The organism is Bartonella sp. B12(2025) (assembly GCF_053795135.1).
In genome coordinates, this window is record NZ_CP200031.1 from 496,937 (window position 1) to 515,325 (window position 18,389).

15 protein-coding genes and 4 tRNA genes are annotated in these 18,389 nt (G+C 40.3%); 17 read left to right on the plus strand and 2 right to left on the minus strand.

The genetic code is table 11. From position 1 onward, the window contains the following. Positions 1-409 precede the first annotated feature (409 nt). Positions 410-1,798: a methylenetetrahydrofolate--tRNA-(uracil(54)-C(5))-methyltransferase (FADH(2)-oxidizing) TrmFO gene (trmFO, locus tag V3564_RS02105; RefSeq protein ID WP_455481194.1), complete on the minus strand. Its 1,389-nt coding sequence runs from the start codon at positions 1,796-1,798 to the stop codon at positions 410-412. Positions 1,799-1,971: 173 nt separating this feature from the next. On the opposite strand from trmFO, the gene V3564_RS02110 reads away from it, so the two are divergent. The 6 genes from V3564_RS02110 to V3564_RS02135 all read left to right on the plus strand — a co-directional run bounded on the left by V3564_RS02110 (position 1,972) and on the right by V3564_RS02135 (position 7,573). Further along, positions 1,972-2,054, plus strand: a tRNA-Leu gene (locus V3564_RS02110). 134 nt (positions 2,055-2,188) lie between these two features. Next, positions 2,189-3,616, plus strand: a complete 1,428-nt coding sequence (gene tig, locus V3564_RS02115) for a trigger factor (RefSeq protein ID WP_455481195.1) — start codon at positions 2,189-2,191, stop codon at positions 3,614-3,616. Positions 3,617-3,742: 126 nt separating this feature from the next. Continuing rightward, positions 3,743-5,242: an Asp-tRNA(Asn)/Glu-tRNA(Gln) amidotransferase subunit GatB gene (gene gatB, locus V3564_RS02120; RefSeq protein ID WP_455481196.1), complete on the plus strand. Its 1,500-nt coding sequence runs from the start codon at positions 3,743-3,745 to the stop codon at positions 5,240-5,242. A 180-nt stretch (positions 5,243-5,422) separates the two neighbouring features. Then, positions 5,423-5,821: an NADH:ubiquinone oxidoreductase subunit NDUFA12 gene (locus V3564_RS02125; RefSeq protein WP_455481197.1), complete on the plus strand. Its 399-nt coding sequence runs from the start codon at positions 5,423-5,425 to the stop codon at positions 5,819-5,821. A gap of 89 nt (positions 5,822-5,910) precedes the next feature. Further along, a complete protein-coding gene (locus tag V3564_RS02130; protein WP_455481198.1) occupies positions 5,911-6,336 on the plus strand; it encodes a DUF2155 domain-containing protein in 426 nt (141 codons plus the stop codon). Between the two features lie 496 nt (positions 6,337-6,832). Then, complete coding sequence (locus tag V3564_RS02135; RefSeq protein WP_455481199.1) at positions 6,833-7,573, plus strand: rhomboid family intramembrane serine protease; 741 nt, start codon at positions 6,833-6,835, stop codon at positions 7,571-7,573. Here V3564_RS02135 and V3564_RS02140 read toward each other — a convergent pair. Further along, complete coding sequence (locus tag V3564_RS02140) at positions 7,563-8,393, minus strand: TrmH family RNA methyltransferase (RefSeq protein ID WP_455481200.1); 831 nt, start codon at positions 8,391-8,393, stop codon at positions 7,563-7,565. The two genes, V3564_RS02135 and V3564_RS02140, sit on opposite strands and share 11 nt — an antisense overlap. A gap of 206 nt (positions 8,394-8,599) precedes the next feature. Here V3564_RS02140 and V3564_RS02145 point away from each other — a divergent pair. The 11 genes from V3564_RS02145 (at position 8,600) to rpoB (ending at position 18,311) form a co-directional block, all read left to right on the plus strand. Next, positions 8,600-8,683 (plus strand) — tRNA-Tyr (locus V3564_RS02145). Positions 8,684-8,714: 31 nt separating this feature from the next. After that, positions 8,715-8,788 (plus strand) — tRNA-Gly (locus V3564_RS02150). 181 nt (positions 8,789-8,969) lie between these two features. Further along, positions 8,970-10,145 carry an elongation factor Tu gene (gene tuf / locus V3564_RS02155; RefSeq protein WP_336294861.1) on the plus strand — a complete coding sequence of 392 codons (1,176 nt, stop codon included), beginning with the start codon at positions 8,970-8,972 and terminating at the stop codon, positions 10,143-10,145. Between the two features lie 46 nt (positions 10,146-10,191). Then, a tRNA-Trp gene (locus V3564_RS02160) sits at positions 10,192-10,267 on the plus strand. Between the two features lie 208 nt (positions 10,268-10,475). Next, positions 10,476-10,688 (plus strand): preprotein translocase subunit SecE, encoded by a 213-nt coding sequence (secE, locus tag V3564_RS02165; RefSeq protein WP_455481201.1) that lies wholly within the window; start codon positions 10,476-10,478, stop codon positions 10,686-10,688. A 20-nt stretch (positions 10,689-10,708) separates the two neighbouring features. Next, entirely contained in the window at positions 10,709-11,239 is a 531-nt protein-coding gene (nusG, locus tag V3564_RS02170) for a transcription termination/antitermination protein NusG (protein WP_455481437.1), read from the plus strand. 149 nt (positions 11,240-11,388) lie between these two features. Then, entirely contained in the window at positions 11,389-11,817 is a 429-nt protein-coding gene (gene rplK / locus V3564_RS02175; protein ID WP_455481202.1) for a 50S ribosomal protein L11, read from the plus strand. Positions 11,818-11,821: 4 nt separating this feature from the next. Continuing rightward, positions 11,822-12,520, plus strand: a complete 699-nt coding sequence (gene rplA, locus V3564_RS02180; RefSeq protein ID WP_455481438.1) for a 50S ribosomal protein L1 — start codon at positions 11,822-11,824, stop codon at positions 12,518-12,520. 365 nt (positions 12,521-12,885) lie between these two features. Continuing rightward, positions 12,886-13,404, plus strand: coding sequence for a 50S ribosomal protein L10 (gene rplJ, locus V3564_RS02185; protein WP_455481439.1), 519 nt, complete (start codon positions 12,886-12,888; stop codon positions 13,402-13,404). A 103-nt stretch (positions 13,405-13,507) separates the two neighbouring features. Further along, entirely contained in the window at positions 13,508-13,879 is a 372-nt protein-coding gene (rplL, locus tag V3564_RS02190) for a 50S ribosomal protein L7/L12 (RefSeq protein ID WP_004860149.1), read from the plus strand. 283 nt (positions 13,880-14,162) lie between these two features. Further along, a complete protein-coding gene (gene rpoB / locus V3564_RS02195; protein ID WP_455481203.1) occupies positions 14,163-18,311 on the plus strand; it encodes a DNA-directed RNA polymerase subunit beta in 4,149 nt (1,382 codons plus the stop codon). The last annotated feature ends 78 nt before the right edge of the window (positions 18,312-18,389 follow it).

The following is an 18,389-nucleotide window of genomic DNA, read 5'->3' on the forward strand; positions in this document are numbered from 1 at the left end:
ATGTTCGCATAAATTGTAAAAAGGGTGACTTTAGTTTTGCTATGTTGGAATGCTGGGGTATTCTGTATAGTGCAAGATTATGACAGTGATCAAAAAAATATTATGGGGAAGTTTGTATATGTTCGATTCCTATTGCTGTAGTATTGTTTCACGCCATTATTCATTTTAAGTAATTAAAATATATTTGAGATTTTTTATGGTGGTGAAGGCTTTTATTTATATTAAAAAAGTCTTTTAAAGTTCCTATGCTGCTTAATAAATAATAGAATGTAGAGTAGTATTTATTAGTTGCAGTTGTCGGACTCATAAAAAGATTTTAGGATAATTTTTGTGCGAGAATCATTAAGATCTGCTGAATAGGCTGAAAACGAATAGTATATATATTCATAAATAGAAGCTATGTTGTTCTCTATCTTTTTAACCATTGAATACAGTCATCTAAGGCTCGAGCAGTTATAGATTGTTTTTTTGCTAATTTTTTTTCTTTGCTTGGTAGGTGTTTTTCTGAACGCTTGACAACAGCAATAGGTGGAAAAAGTCCAAAGTTGATATTCATTGGTTGAAAGGATTGCCTTTCTGCTTTTTCATCTACGATGTGTCCGCCAGTAATATGGTTCAAGAGAGCTCCAAATGCTGTGGTTTGTGGTGGTGTGGAAGGGCATTTATGGTTATATTCAGAAGCGGCAAAGCGCCCAGCGAGAAGTCCTATTGCCGATGATTCTACGTAACCTTCACATCCCGTGATTTGCCCAGCAAAACGCAGTCTAGGCCTTTTTTTCAAACGAAGGGTTTGATCAAGAATGATTGGCGAGTTGAGATAGGTATTGCGATGAAGTCCACCAAGACGTGCGAATTCTGCTTTTTCAAGGCCAGGAATCATTCTAAAAATGCGGACTTGTTCAGCATATTTCAGTTTTGTTTGGAATCCTACCATATTGTAAAGAGTTCCAAGCTTATTGTCTTGGCGTAATTGAACGACGGCGTAGGCTTTGATTGTGGGATTATGGGCATTGGTTAATCCCTTAGGTTTCATAGGACCATGCCTTAGAGTTTCAATTCCGCGTTCAGCCATAATTTCAATTGGTAGACATCCATCAAAGTAGGGTATTTTTTCAAATTCGCGGAATTCTATTTTTTCTGCGTTTTTCAATGCTTGAACAAATGCTTCATATTGTTCTTTATCAAGGGGACAATTAAGATAATCCTTTCCTGTTCCTTCGGGGCCGATTTTATCATAACGAGATTGATACCAACAAATGTCCATATTAATACTATCGGTATGAATGATAGGTGCGATAGCATCAAAAAAAGAGAGCGCTTCTGTTCCGGTTATTGCTTGTATTGCTTGAGCAAGTGGTGGTGAAGTAAGGGGGCCAGTTGCAATGATGACGTGATCCCAGTCTTCAGGAATCTCTTGAATCTCCTCATGTTCTATCGTTATAAGAGGATGATTTTTAAGTGCTAGCGTAATGGTTTTTGAAAATTCATCGCGGTCAACGGCAAGTGCGCTTCCGGCTGGTACTTTATTGGCATCTGCAGCACTCATAATCAAAGATTTTGCCAATCGCATTTCAGCATGTAAAAGGCCTACGGCATTTGCTGATGAATCATCAGAACGGAATGAGTTTGAGCAAATGAGCTCTGCAAGCTCACCTGTTTTATGGGCCTCAGATTTTTTTTGAGGCCGCATTTCATGCAAAATAACGGGGATTCCTGATTGGGCGATTTGCCAGCTTGCTTCACTGCCTGCAAGGCCGCCGCCGATGATATGGATTGGAGTATTGAATGTATTTAACATAACCTGCTTTTAGCGGAAGTAGCTCTGTATGAAAAGCGTAGATTTTATTTTTGTAATTTATGAAGAATGAGGCATATTTGGATTTTTTAATATATTTGTTTGCTTTTTTTCTTTAATTAATGGTATAGAAACGCCGCTTATGTAAGGTTATTTATTGGCTTGTGAGTTTGAAAGCGGATGTGGCGAAATTGGTAGACGCACCAGATTTAGGTTCTGGCGGGAGACCGTGGGGGTTCGAGTCCCTCCATCCGCACCAAAGGAATTTTTTGAACACTACGGATTTCTATGTGTCTGGAATTCCGCTTCATGGTGATTTAACACTCAAGTGTTAGAATGTAGTTATTATCAGAGTGGGTTTTCCCCTCTCCTCAGAAGAATGAAGGTTGTTTAATGCAGGTTACCGAGACGCTTAATGAAGGACTGAAGCGCGAAATTAAGATCGTGGTTCCGGCGAGCGATTTAGAAAAAAAGTTGAATGAACGGTTAGATAATACCAAGGGTAAGATCAAGCTTAATGGTTTTCGTCCTGGTAAGGTTCCAGCTGGATACCTACGAAAAATGTACGGCAAGTCTTTTATGGCGGAGATTCTCAATGAAATTGTCAGCGATGCACCTCGTTCTATTCTAGCTGACCGCAATGAACGCTCGGCGTTGCAGCCGCAAATTGATATAAATGAAGATGAACAGATTCTGGATGGCAAAGCCGATTTGGTTTTTAGTTTAAAGTATGAAGTTTTGCCAAAATTTGAAATTAAAGATTTTGAACATACTGAAATTACCCGTGAAGTTGCAGCTATTCCTGAACAAGAGATTGATGATCAAGTAAAGCGCGTCCTTTCTTCGACGCGTAATTATTCACTAAAAGATGGCCTCTCTGAAGAAGGTGATCGCGTTACGATAGATTATCTTGGTAAGCTTGAGGGTGTTCCATTTGAGGGTGGAGCAGATAGTAACGCGCAATTGATTCTGGGATCAAAGCAATTTATTCTTGGTTTCGAGGAGCAATTGGTTGGCGTAAAAGCAGGTGATATGAAAACAATTTCTGTTAAATTTCCTGATGATTACAATGCAGTACATTTGGCTGGTAAGGATGCAGAATTTGATATCACTGTTAAAGCTGTTTCTAAACCGGATAAGCTCAAGATTGATGATGAAGCAGCACAAAAAGTTGGTCTAGAATCTCTAGATCGTTTACGTGAAGCTGTGCGTGGGCAGATTGAAAGTCAATATGGTTTAATGACACGTCAGAAAATTAAGCGTCAAATTCTTGATGCTTTAGATGCTGATTATAATTTTGAGATTCCTGAAGGACTTTTAGAAATTGAATTTAACAATATATGGGCTCAAGTTAATAACGATTTAAAAAAGGCTGAGCGCAGTTTTGAAGATGAAGGTGTCACAGAGGAGCAGGCACGGGAGGAATATCGTGCGCTTGCGCAACGTCGCGTTCGTCTTGGTTTGGTGCTTTCTGAAATTGGAATGAAGGTTGGTATTAACGTAAGTGAGGATGAGCTAAAAGCAGCGGTTTTTGAGCAAGTTCGCCAGTACCCTGGACAAGAAAAAGAAATTATGGATTTTTTTCGTAATACTCCGGAAGCTGTTGCAAATCTACGTGCTCCGATTTTTGAAGAGAAAGTTATTGATTATTTGCTGACACGGATAAAAGTCACAGATAAAGAAGTGACAGTTGAAGAGCTGATGAAGGAATATGATGAAACAGACTTAACGGAAAAAAAACCGACAAAGAAAAAATTTGCAGTGAAAGAAAAAGCTACAGAAAAAGTTCCAGCTAAGAAAAGAACACCTAAAAAAGGTTAATATTTGCACGAACAGAATAGGTCCGATGAAGTCGGGCTTTTTGTGCGATTTATATTCTAGGCTTGCGTTTAGAATGGTTTTGAATTAGCCATCAGGTGTACTTAAAATATTGATAGTGGATTGGCAATGGACATCGTTGATACGCGCACTCCTGATTCTAAACGTTTCATTTCTGGAGTTACAGGTGATTGGGAAGTCATCATTGGCATGGAGGTTCATGCACAAATTATATCAAACTCAAAGCTTTTTTCAGGTGCGTCAACCAAATTTGGTGCTGAGCCGAACAATCATGTATCGCTTATTGATGCAGCTATGCCTGGTATGTTGCCTGTTATTAATCAAGAATGTGTTCGTCAAGCGATTTTAACTGGTTTAGGATTAAAGGCTAATATTAATCTAAAATCTGTTTTTGATCGTAAGAATTATTTTTACCCAGATTTACCGCAAGGATATCAAATTTCCCAATTTCGTTATCCGATTGTAGGAGAGGGAAAGGTAATTATATCTGTTGGTCCAGATTTGAATGGCCATTTTGAGGATATTGAAGTTGGAATTGAGAGATTGCATCTTGAGCAGGATGCTGGAAAATCAATGCACGATCAGCATCCAACAATGTCTTTTGTAGATCTTAATCGTTCTGGTGTGGCTCTTATGGAAATTGTTTCCAAACCGGATATGCGCTCATCAGATGAAGCCAAAGCCTATATGACAAAATTGCGTACGATTGTTCGTTATTTGGATACCTGTGATGGTAATATGGATGAAGGTTCCATGCGTGCGGACGTTAATGTGTCGGTTCGTCGTCCTGGTGAAAAGTTTGGTACGCGCTGCGAAATCAAAAATGTTAACTCTATTCGATTCATTGGTCAAGCGATTGATTATGAGGCACGTCGTCAAATCTCGATTTTAGAGGATGGTGGTGTAATAGATCAAGAGACTCGACTTTTTGATGCTGCTAAAGGTGAAACACGGTCTATGCGTTCAAAGGAAGAGGCGCATGATTATCGTTATTTTCCTGATCCTGATCTTTTGCCATTAGAATTTGATCAAGCGTTTGTGGACGCTTTGGCGGCAAAATTGCCGGAATTACCTGATGAAAGAAAAACACGTTTTGTCAATGAGATGGGGTTAACAGTGTATGATGCTTCCATTCTTGTGACAGAAAAAGCTATTGCTGATTATTTTGAAAAAGTAGCTTGTGGGCGTGATGGGAAAACAGTTGCGAATTGGGTGATTAATGATCTTTTAGGCGCCTTAAATAAAAATAATCGTGAGATTGAAGAGACACCGGTATCACCAAATCAATTGGGAGCCATTATTGATCTTATCAAAGAAGGGACTATTTCTGGAAAAATTGCCAAAGATCTTTTTGAAATTATTTGGAATGAAGGTGGAGATCCACGTCAGATTGTAGAAGAACGCAATATGAAGCAGGTAACAGATATAAAGGCTATAGAGAGAGTTGTTGATGAAATCGTTGCCAATAATTCTGATAAAGTTTTTCAAGCAAAACAAAAACCTGCTTTAGCTGGTTGGTTTGTCGGACAAGTCATGAAAACAACAGGTGGTAAGGCAAATCCTCAAACTGTTAATGAATTGGTTAAGATGAAACTTGGTATAGATTAAGTTTTATAGGGTAGAGGAAAGTCCATAAATATGATAGCTCTTGTGTTAAGGAACACGAATTAGGCTATTAAATGCAGTTATGACTGATTTACCGGTAAAATTTTTTAGTAATCTCGGGTGTCATGACAAATTTATTCCAAGAATTTATTTTGCAGGTATACTAAAGAAATGGACTAAAAGATGGCTGTTTTTTTTAAACAAATCTTTACATGGTGGAGTGGTAATACCATAAGCACGCGCTTTTTTACGTGGCGTAAAGGTAAGCGCATAGGGGAAGATCAGTTTGGGAATGTTTATTATGAGGGGGGCTATCATAAGGATGGTTATCCACGCCGTTGGGTGATTTATAAAGATTATTCTGAAGCTTCTACCATTCCACCTGGTTGGCATGGCTGGATTCATCATCGCTGTGATAGCCCTCCAACGCAGGAGGATTATCGTATGTATGAATGGGAAAAGCCTCATGTTGCGAATATGACAGGGACAAGTGACGCTTATCGACCAAAGGGGGCTATTACTTATAACGGTGAGCGTTCTTGTATACATGAAGATTATGATGCATGGTCGCCTAAAAAATAAAATGTTTTGATGCGTATGTGTATTTTTTCTTATTTTGCTATATTTAAATTTTATAAATAGAATTTTTTAGATGCGATTGATTGGGTGTGATGAGAGCTTTTCTAGTATTAGGATTGAGGCGTTTTTTTTGTGTTTGTTTCATGGGAACCGTAGTGGTTTTGTTCTCAGTTTGTGGAATACAGGCTAAACGTATTAGTAATGGAAGTGCTGTTTTCGCTGGTCTTGATAAAATTACTGGTAGGACTACGCGTTTTGAAGTTCCTCTTGGTGAAGTGTATCAATACGGTGCTTTACAGGTAAAGCCGCGGGCATGTTATACGAGTTCCAAGGATGAGCCAACCCGCACAACCGGTTTTATTGAAGTTAATGAGATTACGTTAGATAAAAAGGTGCGGCGTATTTTTACAGGATGGATGTTTGCAGATAGCCCTGGCTTGAATGCTGTAGAGCATCCTATCTATGACGTGTGGTTAAAAGACTGCAAACAGGATTCTCGGAATCTGCCCTTTCAATGACCTTTTGTATAAAATAATGTATTTAAAACAAGCCATTGTTTTTATTTGTCTTATAATTCCAGCCTAAGTGGCTAAATCAGCTCTTAAAACGAGAGTGGTTATATGCTGAAAGTGAGGGCTTATTGGTATATTTTTCTTTTGTATTTAAACAGATTATTCTCCAAAGAAGATACAAATGAGTTTATAGGATTTTGTTCTCATAGTGATAGAGGTCTTTTTTTATTGAGAAGGGTATTAATTAGTTTGATAATTAAGATTATGTGGTCTCTACAATAGAGACTTTAGCTAACTGATATAGTGCGGCAATTTTGTGGATGGTGTTCTTAATATCCGTATTTTAAATATTCTGTAGAGGATACAAGTATTTTCATGTAGAAATATTTGAAGTTTAGGAGCACTAACCGGATAGATATTAAATATTTCTCATTATCAAAACTGATATACCTGTTTTGTGGAAAGAACTATCAATTATACAGTAAGCATGGAACTTTGTACAATGAAAGATGTCAATCAACAATATAATAATGTATCGTTTTTGCCGAAACAGCCTAAAGAGCCATTATTGAATGTCCCATTTATTATAGTTGTTTTGATAGCGTTTTGTTTTTGTACTTATTTTATTCCTCAGTATTTTTTTTCTAATCAGCTTTATATTGAAGTCCTTGAACTTTTTTCATTTATACCAGTGTTGTTTAAGGCTGAACCGTTAGCATTTTGTCATACCATTATTAGTTATTCATTTATGCATGGTAGTTTTAAACATGTTGTTATTAACATGGCTTGGCTTTTAGTTTTTGGATCTCTTTTAGTCAGACATCTTGGTAGTTTACGTTTTTTGGTTTTTTGGGTACTAACAGCAATTATATCTGTGTTGACTTATTTTGCACTTCACCAAGATAGTGCGATATCGCTTGTTGGTGCATCGGGTGTAGTGTCTGGAATGATGGGTGCCATTGCACGTTATGGTTTTCCTTGGGGTTATTTTGGTGTTAGTGCGCAGAATGAAAGATTTTTAGGCTCTTTATTGTCTATCAAAAAAGCATTGTGCTCAAGAGGGGTACTTGTTTATATGAGTATATGGCTGAGTGTTGATTTTATCATAGCTATTTCCTCTTTTCTGTTTGAAGGAGATGGTGTTTCAATAGCATGGGAGGCTCATATTGGTGGTTTTTTTTCAGGCTTTTTGTTGATTGATTTTTTCGATATTTCGCGGAAAAAATTAAAAACTACGACCTAAGATATTTATGAGCTGCATAAAGTGCTATTGTTGCTGCGTTTGAAACATTTAATGATTTAATATCTCCGGGCATATCAAGGCGTGTTAATGCGCAAACGGTTTCACGTGTTTTTTTGCGTAAACCTTTACCTTCTGCCCCTAAAATAAGGGCAATTTTTGTTCCTGTTAATGCTGTTTCTAGAGGATCTGCGCCTTCTGAATCGAGTCCGAAGCTGATAAAACCTGCTTTATGAAGTTCTTGTAGTGCTTCGGTAAGGTTTCGTACAGTTATATAATTAATCAGCTCCAAAGCTCCGGAGGCTGCTTTGGCAAGAACGCCGCTCTCTTGTGGTGAGTGGCGACAAGTAGTGATGAGTGCCCCAGCTTTAAACGCAACTGCAGAGCGCATAATAGCACCGACATTATGTGGATCGGTAATTTGATCCATTACGATGACAAGATCTGTATTTTCTAGTTCAGATAATTGGCATGGCTGGAGTGGTTCAGTTTCCACAACAATACCTTGATGAACCGCATCATTTCCAACAAGTGTATCAAGCTGTTTTGGGGAGCATAATGTGACAGGACAAGGTAAATCTGATTCGGGTATATTTAATCGTTTTAATGCATTTGGTGTAATATGGATACATTTAAAAATTCTTTTTGAGTTTTTTAAGGCAGCATAAACCGAATGGATACCATAAAGACGGATTGTTCCTTGTTTCAAAGGAGCAGCTTCCTTTTTCAGGTGTGTGGCAGATCGAGAAGGGAAGCTTTTTGTATCACTATATCGGCGACGTAAACGAGCATAATGAGCATTTTTCGATATTTTTTCTTTCATAGCTTCTTTATAGCGTGTTAATATCAGAAATAGATAGAAAAAAAGCTGTTATTTAAAATTATTAGAAGGAAATTTGTACAGAATCGCATTTATCCTGTTGACAGATACGATAGTAATCGTCATAACCGCCCCGCAACCATTTTAAATTGAATGGGTATAAGTTTGGTTGTAGTGATGCCTCAATCACGCAACTTTGCCGATGGAATGGAGGGGTGCCCGAGTGGTTAAAGGGGGCGGACTGTAAATCCGTTGCGTATGCTACGTTGGTTCGAATCCAACCCCCTCCACCATTCATCGAAGGAGAATTAATACGATGGTTATGCGGGTATAGCTCAATGGTAGAGCAGCAGCCTTCCAAGCTGAATATGCGGGTTCGATTCCCGCTACCCGCTCCAAGTAGTTGTTGATGATTGGGCAAATAATCGTGGTGGAAAATATTTTCATCATAAATTGGTCGGGGATTCCCGTCTAAGAGGTATAATGTCTGGGATAATGTAGAGATCCAGTTTGATTCAGTCCTGCAGGTCTGTTTCCAGGTGCTAACAAAACAAGAGACAAAACAAGAGATTGATAGCGATGGCAAAGAGCAAATTTGAACGTACGAAGCCGCATGTTAATATTGGTACGATTGGTCACGTTGATCATGGGAAGACTTCGTTAACAGCGGCGATTACGAAATATTTTGGTGAATTTAAAGCGTATGACCAAATTGATGCGGCACCGGAAGAGCGTGCACGTGGAATTACTATTTCTACAGCGCATGTTGAGTATGAAACAGAAAATCGGCACTATGCGCATGTTGATTGCCCTGGTCACGCGGATTATGTCAAGAACATGATTACGGGTGCGGCGCAGATGGATGGAGCGATTTTGGTTGTTTCTGCTGCTGATGGTCCGATGCCTCAGACACGTGAGCATATTTTGCTGGCGCGTCAGGTGGGTGTTCCAGCGATTGTTGTTTTTCTCAATAAGGTTGATCAGGTTGATGATGCTGAGCTTTTGGAGCTTGTTGAGCTTGAAGTGCGGGAGCTTTTATCAAAATATGATTTTCCTGGAGATGATATACCAATAATTAAGGGTTCTGCGTTGGCGGCGCTTGAGGACAAAGATAAAAGCATTGGTGAAGATGCGGTTCGTCTTTTGATGAGTGAGGTTGATAATTATATACCAACACCTGAGCGTCCTGTTGACCAGCCGTTTTTGATGCCGATTGAGGATGTTTTTTCTATTTCAGGACGTGGAACTGTTGTTACAGGTCGTGTTGAACGTGGTGTCATTAAAGTTGGTGAAGAGATTGAGATTATCGGTATCCGTCCGACTTCTAAGACGACAGTTACAGGGGTTGAAATGTTTCGCAAGCTCTTGGATCAAGGTCAAGCAGGCGATAATATTGGTGCACTGCTTCGTGGGGTTGATCGTGAAGGGATTGAACGTGGTCAAGTATTGGCAAAGCCTGGTTCAGTTACTCCTCATACCCGATTTAAAGCAGAGGCTTATATTTTGACGAAAGATGAAGGTGGTCGTCATACTCCATTTTTCACGAATTACCGTCCTCAATTTTATTTCCGTACTACGGATGTGACGGGTATTGTTACTCTTCCAGAAGGTACCGAGATGGTTATGCCTGGTGATAATGTTGCTATGGATGTTTCTTTGATTGTTCCGATTGCGATGGAAGAGAAACTTCGTTTTGCTATTCGTGAAGGTGGTCGTACTGTTGGTGCAGGTATCGTCTCTAAGATCATTGAGTAAATAATGCTTGTTGAGGAGTGTTAAAGGTATTTTAATTTTGAGAGTTAGGGGTATAGCTCAGTTGGTAGAGCGGCGGTCTCCAAAACCGCAGGTCGCGGGTTCAAGTCCTGCTGCCCCTGCCAAGGGGGGTTGGTTCTAGTTGTGAGGAGGCGGATTTTTTTATTGCCTTCTTCGCTTTTTTTTGTATGGGGCTTGTTTTTTTGTGTGTGAAGCGGTATTGAGTAGGAAATGAATAAAGTTGCGTAAGGCTAGAGGGTGGCTTTTCGCATTTTTTTGTCGTATTTATTTTGTTGTGTAAATCACAATAATAGAAAGAGTGTAGTGTGACTGATGGCATCTAAAACCAATCCAATAGCCTTTTTAAAGCAGGTTTATGCAGAAACAGTTAAGGTGAAGTGGCCTACGCGTCGTGAGACGGTGATCTCTACTGCTATGGTGTTATTGGTAACTACATTAGCTTCGGCTTTCTTTTTTGTTGTGGATCAAGTTATGCATTTTGGTATTTGGCGGGGTATTGATCTTCTAAAATATCTTTTTAGTTGATGGTGCAAGGAAGTATGACTGTGGCTGCTCGTTGGTATATTGTTCAAGCGTATTCAAATTTTGAAAAGAAGGTAGCAGAAGCTATTGACAGAGAGGCAAAGCAAAAAGGGCTTGATCATCTGTTTGAGAGGATTTTTGTTCCAACAGAGCGTGTTGTGGAAGTTCGTCGTGGGCGTAAAGTTGATGCTGAACGGAAGTTTTTTCCTGGTTACGTTCTTGTTTGCGCTGAGTTGACAGATGAGGTTTATCATCTCATTAAGAATACTCCTAAAGTGACAGGTTTTTTGGGATCGGATGCGCGTCCTGTTCCCATTTCTGATCGAGAGGTTGAGGAGATTCTTAAACAAGTTCAAGAGGGAGTTAAGTCTCCAAAATCTTCTGTATTGTTTGAAGTTGGAGAGCAGGTTCGTGTTGCTGATGGCCCTTTTGTTTCGTTTAATGGGATTGTTCAAGAGGTTGAAGAAGAGCGTTCTCGCCTTAAGGTGGAGGTGCTGATTTTTGGGCGTCCTACGCCTGTTGATTTAGAGTTTGGTCAGGTTGAAAAGCTCTGATTAAATTTAAAGTGATTTTAATCACTTTAAGTAATTGGTGGGAGGTGATTTATGGCTTTTGTCGGCTTGATGATCCGAACCACTCGACTGCGGCAGGTGGCGGGTAAGGTAAGTTGCCAGCATACCGGTGAAATTAAAGGCAGATTGTTATGGCAAAAAAAAGTATAGGTCAGCTCAAGTTGCAGGTTCCTGCAGGGGCTGCTACTCCGTCTCCACCTATTGGTCCAGCTCTTGGTCAGCGTGGTATTAATATCATGGAATTCTGTAAGGCATTTAACGCGGCTACGCAAGAAATGGAGAAGGGTGCACCGATTCCAGTAATCATCACTTATTATCAAGATAAGTCTTTTACGTTTTCTTTAAAGACACCTCCTGTATCATTTTTCTTGAAAAAAGAAGCGAGTTTAAAATCTGGTTCGAAAGAGCCTGGTAAGATGTCTGTAGGCAGCATCTCTCGTGATAAGATTCGTTCAATTGCGGAAGCAAAGATGAAGGATCTTAATGCAAATGATATTGAGTCGGCGATGCGCATGGTTGAAGGTTCTGCTCGCTCTATGGGCTTGGAAGTTGTGGGCTAATGTTATGGGAAAAATAGCAAAGAGAATAAAAAATATCCGGAAAGATATTGATTTTAATGAACTTTACGCTTTAAAAGATGCAGTTTTGATGGTTAAAGAGCGTGCGGTTGCTAAGTTTGATGAAACAATTGAGATCTCAATGAATTTGGGTGTCGATCCTCGCCATGCAGATCAAATGGTTCGAGGTGTTGCTCATTTGCCTAATGGAACAGGGCGCAATATTCGTGTTGCTGTTTTTGCGCGTGGTGATAAGGCTGAGGAGGCTAAGGCTGCTGGTGCTGATATTGTAGGAGCTGAAGATTTGTTTGAAAGCGTTAATGGTGGGACAATCAATTTTGATCGTTGTATTGCAACGCCAGATATGATGCCTCTTGTCGGTCGTCTTGGTAAGATTCTTGGTCCGCGGAGTTTGATGCCAAATCCCAAAGTTGGAACTGTGACGCTTGATATTACCAGTGCTGTTAAAGCTTCTAAAGGTGGTGCCGTTGAGTTTCGTGTTGAAAAGGCTGGTATTGTACATGCTGGTATCGGTAAGGCTTCTTTCGGGGTTGAGAAGATAGTGGAAAATATTAAAGCTTTTGCTGTTGCTGTTATTAGAGCTAAACCGCAAGGTGCGAAAGGTGAATATATTAAACGTGTTGCAGTTTCTTCGACGATGGGGATTGGGGTTAAAGTTGATCCTGCGACTGTTCGTTCAGAATAAGTTTAAACAGATTTATAATTTTATTTTGGGGTGTGTGAATATCGAAATTATATTTAGAACGTCGATTTTTGTTGGTGTTCGGCTATCTAAGCTTTGTTGAGCTTGGGTTATACCGGAAGAAATTTCGGAATATCCTGTCCGAGATTGTGGGTGATACTATTTTAGTATCTTAATCAAAAGAAAACCTGCATGAGACTGGGGTAAAAACTGAGAGTTAAAGACTTAAAGGGTTTGAGCCAAGGTTGCCTTTGATCGCTATGCGTGAAAAAGGGGACAGGATCCTCATCGGTGACATGAAGTATTTTGTGTTATCAAAGGTAACCAATGGGTTTGTTTTAAGCAAATCTGTTATATGGAGAGAGACAGTGAATAGAGCGGAAAAACGCGAATTTGTTACATGGCTTAACGAGGCTTTTCGAAAGTCTGGTTCTGTTGTTGTTGCACATTATTCCGGTCTGACAGTTTCGCAAATGAACGATCTTCGTTCAAAAATGGGTGAAGCTGGCGGTGCCGTTAAAGTCGCTAAAAACCGTCTTGCTAAAATCGCTCTTCAGGGCACGGAATCTGAATCAATAGTGGATTTGTTTGCTGGGCAAACACTTATCGCTTATTCAGAAGATCCGGTTACAGCACCGAAAGTTGCTGTTGATTTTGCGAAAAGTAATGACAAATTTGTCATCCTTGGTGGTTCAATGGGTGCAACAAGTTTGAGTGTGGATGCTGTGAAGTCATTGGCTTCATTGCCTTCATTGAACGAGTTGCGGGCAAAACTTGTGGGTATGCTTTCTACTCCTGCGACCCATATCGCACAGGTTGTTAATGCGCCTGCTGGTCAGATTGCACGTGTCATTGGAGCATATGCTCAGGAGGATAAGGCGGCTTGAGGCTGTTTTGTATTCACATTTATGGAAGAGCTTTGATGCTTTTCTGTTTTTTTGAATAAGTTTTAAATAATGGTTCAAATCTTTTAATTAAAGGAATTTTAAAATGGCTGATCTAGCGAAGATCGTAGAAGACCTTTCTAACCTAACTCTTTTGGAAGCTGCTGAGCTTTCTAAGTTGCTTGAAGAAAAATGGGGGGTTTCAGCTGCTGCTCCTGTAGCTGTAGCTGCTGTTGCTGGTGCTGCTGCTCCAGCTGCTGAAGAAAAAACAGAATTTGATGTTATTCTTGTTGAAGGTGGTGCACAAAAAATTAATGTCATTAAGGAAGTTCGTGCTCTTACTGGTCTTGGTCTTAAAGAAGCCAAAGATCTGGTCGAAGGGGCGCCTAAACCTATTAAAGAGGGTGCTTCTAAAGACGAGGCAGAAAAAATTAAATCTCAACTTGAAGCTGCTGGTGCTAAGGTTGAGCTTAAGTAAACTTTATTTTATTGGCGGACATTTATGTTCGCCGATTTCCTTTCTCTTGAAAAGAAGGGAGATGATCAGTGGAAACCTTTTCCTAGCAGTCCAGTAGCTGTAAAAGGGCACAGGTTTTACTCCTAGTTCCCTCAGAGTCAAGTAAATGGATGACTTGTATTGGTGAGGGAAGTTGATGGTGCTCATTATCGGGTATCAAGTGAACTGGTCTGCATGTGCAGGTTAATGATATAAAGCTTTCGAGGTTTAGTCTACCTTGAAGAGTAAAGATCAAGGAGCGACGATGGCTCAGACTCTAGCGATGATGTCTCAATTCAATGGTCGTAAGCGCGTACGCAAGTTTTTTGGTAAGATTCCTGAAGTAGCAGAAATGCCGAACCTTATTGAGGTTCAGAAGGCGTCATACGATCAGTTTCTTATGGTCGATGAACCAAAAGGTGGACGACCAGATGAAGGTTTACAAGCTGTTTTTAAGTCGGTATTTCCTATTTCGGACTTTTCTGGTACAGCTATGCTTGAGTTTGTTAGTTATGAATTTGATTTACCAAAATTTGATGTTGAAGAATGTCGTCAGCGTGATTTGACTTATGCTGCACCATTAAAAGTGATATTACGCTTAATTGTTTTTGATGTTGATGAGGATACTGGTTCGAAGGATATTAAAGATATTAAAGAGCAGGGCGTTTATATGGGCGATATGCCTTTAATGACGAAGAATGGTACCTTTATCGTTAATGGTACGGAACGTGTTATTGTTTCACAGATGCATCGTTCTCCCGGTGTTTTTTTTGATCATGATAAAGGAAAGTCTCATTCATCGGGAAAGTTCCTTTTTGCTGCTCGTGTTATTCCTTATCGCGGCTCTTGGCTTGATATTGAGTTTGATGCTAAGGACATTATTTATGCCCGTATTGATCGGAGGCGTAAGATTCCTGTTACGAGTCTTTTGATGGCATTGGGTATGGATGCATCAGATATTTTGTCAACGTTTTATAATAAAGTTAGTTATGAACGAGACGGAGATGGGTGGCGTATTCCTTATTCTGTTGATCGCTTTAAGGGAATGAAGCTCCTTTCTGACCTTGTGGATGCAGACAGTGGTGAAGTTGTTGCTGAGGCTGGGAAAAAGCTAACGGTTCGTGCTGCAAAGTCTTTAGCCGAAAAAGGTCTCAAAGCGGTTAAAGTCAGTGAGGATGATTTATTAGGATGCTATCTTGCGGAAGATATAGTTAATTACCAGACAGGTGAGATTTACCTTGAAGCTGGTGATGAGATTGACGAAAAAATATTAAAGATTTTGTTTGATGTTAATGTGAATCAAATCAATATTCTTGATATTGATCATATGAATATTGGGGCATATATCCGTAATACTTTAAAAGTGGATAAAAATGAAAGCCGGCAAGATGCGTTATTTGATATTTATCGGGTAATGCGTCCAGGTGAGCCGCCAACAATGGATACAGCAGAAGCTATGTTCCATTCGTTATTCTTTGATCCAGAGCGGTATGATCTTTCAGCAGTTGGGCGTGTTAAGATGAATTTGCGTATGGATCTTGATTGTCCAGACACGATTCGCATTTTGCGTCAAGAAGATATTCTTGCTGTTGTTAAGATGTTAGTTGAATTGCGCGATGGTCGTGGTGAAATTGATGATATTGATAATCTTGGAAATCGTCGCGTTCGTTCTGTCGGGGAATTAATGGAGAATCAGTATCGCATCGGTCTACTTCGTATGGAGCGTGCGATAAAAGAGCGTATGTCGTCGGTTGAAATTGACACAGTTATGCCACAGGATTTGATAAATGCAAAACCTGCTGCTGCAGCGGTTCGTGAGTTTTTTGGATCTTCGCAATTGTCACAGTTTATGGATCAAACCAATCCATTGTCAGAGATTACCCATAAGCGCCGTCTTTCTGCTCTTGGTCCAGGTGGTTTAACTCGTGAACGTGCAGGTTTTGAAGTTCGTGACGTACATCCTACGCATTATGGTCGTATTTGTCCGATTGAAACTCCGGAAGGTCCTAATATTGGTTTGATTAATTCCTTAGCGACATTTGCGCGGGTTAATAAATATGGTTTTATTGAAAGTCCATATCGCAAAATTATTGATGGTAAAGTGACAACAGAAGTTATTTATCTGTCTGCTATGGAAGAATCAAAGCATTATGTGGCTCAGGCCAATTCTTCACTGGACGCTGAAGGGCGTTTTACAGAAGAGTTTGTTGTTTGTCGTCATGCGGGTGAAGTTTTGATGGCGCCGCGGGATCATGTGGATTTGATGGATGTTTCACCAAAACAGTTGGTTTCGGTGGCAGCAGCTCTTATTCCATTTTTGGAAAATGATGATGCGAATCGTGCGCTGATGGGGTCGAATATGCAGCGTCAGGCAGTTCCGCTTGTACGCGCTGAAGCGCCATTTGTTGGTACGGGTATGGAATCAGTAGTAGCGCGCGATTCGGGTGCTGCTGTTAGTGCGAAGCGTGGTGGTATTGTTGATCAAGTTGATGCAACCCGTATTGTTATCCGTGCGACAGAAGATTTGGATCCGTCAAAATCTGGCGTTGATATTTACCGTTTACAGAAATTTCAGCGTTCAAATCAGTCCACTTGTATTAATCAACGCCCCCTTGTGCATGTTGGTGATCGGATAGAGAAGGGTGATATCATTGCAGATGGTCCATCTACGGATCTTGGTGATTTAGCTCTTGGACGGAATGTGCTTGTAGCATTTATGCCTTGGAATGGGTATAATTATGAGGACTCTATTTTGCTTTCCGAGCGTATCGTTGCTGATGATGTATTTACTTCGATTCATATTGAAGAATTTGAAGTAGCTGCGCGTGATACAAAGCTTGGTCCTGAAGAGATTACGCGTGATATTCCTAATGTTGCGGAGGAAGCGTTAAGGAATCTTGATGAAGCTGGTATCATCTATATTGGTGCTGAAGTTCAGCCTGGTGATATTTTGGTTGGTAAAATTACACCAAAGGGTGAAAGTCCCATGACGCCAGAAGAGAAGCTTCTGCGCGCAATTTTTGGGGAGAAAGCTTCAGATGTTCGTGATACTTCTATGCGAATGCCTCCTGGGACTTTTGGGACTGTTGTTGAAGTTCGTGTTTTTAACCGCCACGGTGTGGAAAAAGATGAACGTGCAATGGCAATTGAGCGTGAAGAGATTGAGCGTTTAGCTAAAGATCGTGATGATGAACAGTCGATTCTTGATCGCAATGTTTATGCACGTCTTGCTGATATGTTGATGGGCAAAACTGTTGTAGAAGGTTCAAAAGGCTTTTCGAACGGCAAGGAACTTGACAGTACGATAATGGGGCAATATCCGCGCTCACAATGGTGGCAATTTACCGTTGAGGACGAAAAGCTTCAGAATGAAATTGAGGCTTTGCGCAAGCAATATGATGAATCAAAAGAAGCTTTACAGCGTCGCTTTATGGATAAAGTTGAGAAGGTTCAAAGAGGCGATGAAATGCCTCCTGGTGTCATGAAAATGGTGAAGGTTTTTGTGGCTGTAAAACGCAAAATCCAACCAGGTGACAAAATGGCAGGACGTCACGGTAATAAGGGTGTTGTATCACGTATTCTTCCAGTAGAAGATATGCCGTTTCTTGAAGATGGAACTCATGCTGATATCGTATTGAATCCGCTTGGTGTGCCTAGTCGTATGAATGTTGGACAAATTCTTGAGACACATCTTGGTTGGGCATGTGCTGGTATGGGCAGAAAGATTGGCGATTTGGTGGAGTTATATCAAGAGACTGGGGATATACTTCCTTTGCGTCAGCGTATCGAGAATCTCATGCCTGATAATGATCATAATGAACCAGTACGTCAGTATGATAATGAAAGCATTTATAAATTGGCACTACAGATGAGAAAAGGCGTTTCAATCGCAACGCCTGTTTTTGATGGAGCGCATGAGGCTGATATCAACATGATGTTGGAAGATGCAGGCTTAGATAGTTCAGGACAGGTTACGCTTTATGATGGTCGTACTGGAGAGCCTTTTGATCGCCCGGTGACAGTGGGATATATTTATATGTTGAAATTGCATCACCTTGTTGATGATAAAATTCACGCGCGTTCGATAGGGCCATATTCACTTGTTACGCAACAGCCACTAGGTGGTAAGGCGCAATTTGGTGGTCAGCGTTTTGGTGAAATGGAGGTCTGGGCACTTGAAGCTTACGGTGCTGCATACACTTTGCAGGAAATGCTGACAGTTAAATCGGATGATGTGGCTGGTCGAACAAAAGTCTATGAAGCAATTGTGCGCGGTGATGACACATTTGAGGCTGGTATACCCGAGAGCTTTAATGTATTGGTGAAAGAAATGCGTTCACTTGCTCTTAATGTAGAACTTGATGATGCGCGTGAATTTATTGCACAGCGGGTATTATCTGATACGGCAGAATAATGATTAAAAGAGCACACTGAAAGGGTGTGCTCTAATTGTCTTGAAGGACTAAATAAAGAAACTTCCATTAAGGTAGCG